General features: G+C 74.0%; 7 protein-coding genes. 3 read left to right on the top strand and 4 right to left on the bottom strand.

All coding sequences use genetic code 11. The features are described 5' to 3' along the window. A partial coding sequence (locus CCN44_RS41460) for a Rossmann-fold NAD(P)-binding domain-containing protein (RefSeq protein ID WP_462509671.1) occupies positions 1-330 on the top strand: 330 nt, incomplete at its 5' end. 31 nt (positions 331-361) lie between these two features. Here CCN44_RS41460 and CCN44_RS45365 read toward each other — a convergent pair. The 3 genes from CCN44_RS45365 to CCN44_RS41470 form a co-directional block, all read right to left on the bottom strand. Then, positions 362-505: a hypothetical protein gene (locus CCN44_RS45365; protein WP_167404091.1), complete on the bottom strand. Its 144-nt coding sequence runs from the start codon at positions 503-505 to the stop codon at positions 362-364. Further along, positions 505-1,281 (bottom strand): SDR family NAD(P)-dependent oxidoreductase, encoded by a 777-nt coding sequence (locus CCN44_RS41465; RefSeq protein ID WP_059251728.1) that lies wholly within the window; start codon positions 1,279-1,281, stop codon positions 505-507. The genes CCN44_RS45365 and CCN44_RS41465 overlap by 1 nt, the downstream gene beginning before the upstream one ends. A gap of 63 nt (positions 1,282-1,344) precedes the next feature. Further along, entirely contained in the window at positions 1,345-1,683 is a 339-nt protein-coding gene (locus CCN44_RS41470) for a YnfA family protein (RefSeq protein ID WP_059251730.1), read from the bottom strand. A 137-nt stretch (positions 1,684-1,820) separates the two neighbouring features. Here CCN44_RS41470 and CCN44_RS41475 point away from each other — a divergent pair, with 137 nt between their 5' ends. Then, a complete protein-coding gene (locus CCN44_RS41475) occupies positions 1,821-2,279 on the top strand; it encodes a hypothetical protein (RefSeq protein WP_059255164.1) in 459 nt (152 codons plus the stop codon). 37 nt (positions 2,280-2,316) lie between these two features. Here CCN44_RS41475 and CCN44_RS41480 read toward each other — a convergent pair whose 3' ends face one another. Next, on the bottom strand, positions 2,317-2,721 hold the full coding sequence (locus CCN44_RS41480) for a winged helix-turn-helix transcriptional regulator (protein WP_059251732.1): 405 nt from the start codon (positions 2,719-2,721) through the stop codon (positions 2,317-2,319). Between the two features lie 133 nt (positions 2,722-2,854). On the opposite strand from CCN44_RS41480, the gene CCN44_RS41485 reads away from it, so the two are divergent. Beyond that, a partial coding sequence (locus CCN44_RS41485) for an alcohol dehydrogenase catalytic domain-containing protein (protein WP_086704374.1) occupies positions 2,855-3,535 on the top strand: 681 nt, incomplete at its 3' end.

Raw genomic sequence — 3,535 nt, forward strand, 5'->3', positions numbered from 1 at the left:
GCCGTGGCCGCCGCCGCGCTGCGGGAGGACGGGCACGCGGGCCGGGTGTACGAGCTGACCGGCCCGGAGCCGATCGGTCCGCGCCGGCAGGCGGAGGTCCTCTCCGCGGCCCTGGGCGAGGAGGTGCGGTTCGTGGAGCTGTCGCGGGCGGAGGCGTACGCGGGGATGGCGCGGTTCATGCCGGCGGGGGTCGTCGCCGGCACGCTGGACGTGCTCGGGGCGCCGTTGCCGGCCGAGCGGCGGGTCAGCCCCGATGTGGAGGCCGTCCTGCGCCGGCCGGCGGCGCCCTTCGCGGAGTGGGTCGCGCGCCACCTTCCCGCGTTCGCCTAGGCGCTGCTCGGCCGGGCGCTGCGCGCGGGCGCTACTTCGCGTGCCGTACCGCGTAGATCATGACGAACGCGATGAAGTGGATGCCGAAGAGGAAGTAGGCCAGGAAGTACCAGACCTGCCGTTCGTTCCTGGTCTCCTGCGCCAGGCGCCGCTTCTCCAGCTCCTCGGGGGTCATCACAGGTCCCGGTGGACCTTGGTGTTGGACGCCTGGGCGCGGGGGCGGAGCACCAGGAGGTCGACGTTGACGTGGCTGGGGCGGGTCACCGCCCAGGTGATGGTCTCGGCGACGTCGTCGGCGGTGAGGGGTTCGGCGACGCCCGCGTAGACCTTGGCGGCCTTCTCGGCGTCCCCGCCGAAGCGGGTCAGCGCGAACTCCTCGGTCTTGACCATGCCGGGGGCGATCTCGATGACCCGGACGGGCTGGCCGACGATCTCCAGGCGGAGGGTCTCGGCGAGGACGTGGGCGCCGTGCTTGGCGGCCACGTAGCCGCCGCCGCCCTCGTAGGTGCCGTGGCCGGCGGTGGAGGAGACGACCACGATCACGCCGTCGCCGCCGGCGATCAGCTTGGGCAGCAGGGCCTGGGTGAGGTTCAGGGTGCCGATGACGTTGGTCTCGTACATCGTGCGCCAGTCGGCCGGGTCGCCGGTGGCGACCGGGTCGGCGCCGAGGGCGCCGCCCGCGTTGTTGACGAGGACGCCGATGGTCTGGAAGGCGGTGGCGAACTCGTCGACGGCGGCGCGGTCCGTGACGTCCAGCTGGTAGGCCACGGCCGAGTGGCCGGCCTGGGTGAGTTCCTCGGCGAGGGCTTCGATGCGGTCCTTGCGGCGGGCGGTGAGGACGACGCGGTAGCCGGCCGCGGCGAGCTGCCGGGCCGTGGCGGCGCCGATGCCGCTGCTCGCGCCGGTGACGACGGCGATGCGGGAGGCGGCGGACGGGGCGGCGGTGGCCATGGCTGCTCCTGGGGCTGCGTCGGGGTGGTGCGTGACTGCGGTGCGGTCCAGCGTAAGTGACCTTCAGCCGCCGTTCCGGGGCGCCCACATGATCACGGCCATCCCGGCGAGGCAGATCAGCGCCCCGGTGATGTCCCAGCGGTCGGGGCGGTAGCCGTCGGCGACGGCGCCCCACAGGATCGAGCCGGCCACGAAGATCCCGCCGTAGGCGGCGAGGACGCGGCCGAAGTGGGCGTCCGGCTGGAAGGTGGCGACGAAGCCGTACGCGCCGAGGGCGAGGACGCCTCCGCCGATCCACAGCCGGCCCCGGTGTTCCCTGAGGCCCTGCCAGACCAGCCAGGCGCCGCCGATCTCCAGGAGGGCGGCGACGACGAACAGGGCGGCGGAACGGAGGACGGACATGGGCCCAGCTTCCCAGGCGGGAGTGGTGTCACCTGTTGGAGGGCGCCTGGCGGGCGGCTCGCGTGGCATACATCCGTACGGACGTCGTACCCACGGTTGGTGCGGCGCGTGAGCGAGGAGTGGTGAGGGGCGTGCGGATGCGGGCGTGGGTGTTGTCCGGGCTGTGTGCCGGTGCCGTGCTGGTGCCGGGGACCGCGGTGGCCGCTCCGGTGCCGGAGGCGGATCTGGCCTTTCACGGGAGCGCGGTGCTGGAGGGGGACCGGGTGGAGGTGCGGCTGACCCCGCGCAATCACGGGCCCGCCGCGGTCGCGGACGCCACGGTGCGGTTGCGCTGGTCGGCGGAGCTGGCCGACGAGCAGGCGCTGCCCGCCCGGTGTGCCCGGGAGGACGAGCGGTCGGTGGTGTGCGGGACGGGGCCGCTGGCCGTGGACGCGGCGGGGGAGCCGTTGCTGGTTCCGGTACGGCTGCGGGAGCGGACGTCGGAGCTGACGCTGGAGGTCGACACGGCGTGGAGCGCGGGGGCGACGGACAAGGACCGGACGAACGACCGGATGACGGTGCTGGTGCTGGCGACCGGGGACGCGTACGCCTTCTGAGCCGTCGCGCCGGTGCGGCGGTGTGGCGGTGCGGCGGTCAGTCGGGGTTCTCGGCGTCGTAGCGCTCGCGGGCCGTGCGGACCTCGTCGAAGTGGGTCTCGGCCCAGTCCTTCACGGCGGTGAGCAGGGCGGCGAGGCTGGTGCCGAGCGGGGTGAGCGCGTAGTCGACGCGGACGGGGACGGACGGGGTGACGGTGCGGCTGATGATGCCGTCGCGTTCCAGTGCGCGCAGGGTCTGGGTGAGCATCTTGGGGCTGACCCCGGCGATCTTGCGGCCGAGGTCGCTGTAGCGCAGGGGGCCGGGGGCGAGGGCGGCGACGACGAGGCTGACCCACTTGTCGCTGAGCCGTCCGAGGAGCTGGTTGGTGGGGCAGCTGCGCAGGAAGGCGTCGTAGTCGGCGCGGGCCTGTTCGCGGCGCTGGGCTGCGGTCATGGTCGCCATGGCTCTCCTCCGGGAAGGCTACGCACTCTCAGGTAACTACTTACCCATGGATAGTAGCTCTCCTACGGTTGGTGGTGCGGCCGGAACGGGTCGCGGACATCGCCAACTGGCTTGTTTTCGAGGGAGAGTTGTCATGCGTGCTGCGGTGGTGAGGACGTTCGGCGGTCCGGACGCGGTGGAGATCGCGGAGGTGCCGGTGCCGGAGCCGGGGGCGGAGCAGGTGCGGATCAAGGTGGCCGCGGGGGCGCTCAACCCGGTGGACGCCGGGGTGCGCGCCGGCTTCTTCGGCGGGGCCGGCAAGACGCTGGGGCTCGGCTGGGACGTGGCCGGGACTGTGGACGCGGTCGGTGTGGCGGCGGCCTGGCAGGTGGGTGACCCGGTGGTGGCGCTGGTGCCGGGGGTGGCCGAGCCGCTGGGGGCGCACGCCGAGTACGTCGTCGTGGGGGCGGGTGCGGTGGCGAAGGCGCCGGCCGGGGTGGACGCCGTGCACGCGGGGACCCTGCCGCTGAACGGGCTGACCGCGTTGCAGGCGCTGGATCTGCTGGATCTCGCGCCGGGTGCGTCCCTGCTGGTGACCGGGGCGGCGGGTGCCGTCGGCGCCTTCGCCGTGCAGCTGGCCGCGCACCGGGGGATCGAGGTGACCGGGCACGCGCGGGCGGGCGACGAGGAGCTGGTGCGTTCGCTGGGTGCCGTGGGCTTCACGGCCGAGGGGGGCCTGCCGGGGAGTGTGGACGCGGTGCTGGACGCGGCGGTGCTCGGCGAGCCGGCGCTGGAGTGGGTGCGGGACGGGGGCGCGTACCTGGGCTGGCTCTTA

Origin of the sequence: Streptomyces tricolor, assembly GCF_002155905.1 — a bacterium.
GTDB classification, from domain to species: Bacteria; Actinomycetota; Actinomycetes; order Streptomycetales; family Streptomycetaceae; genus Streptomyces; species Streptomyces tricolor.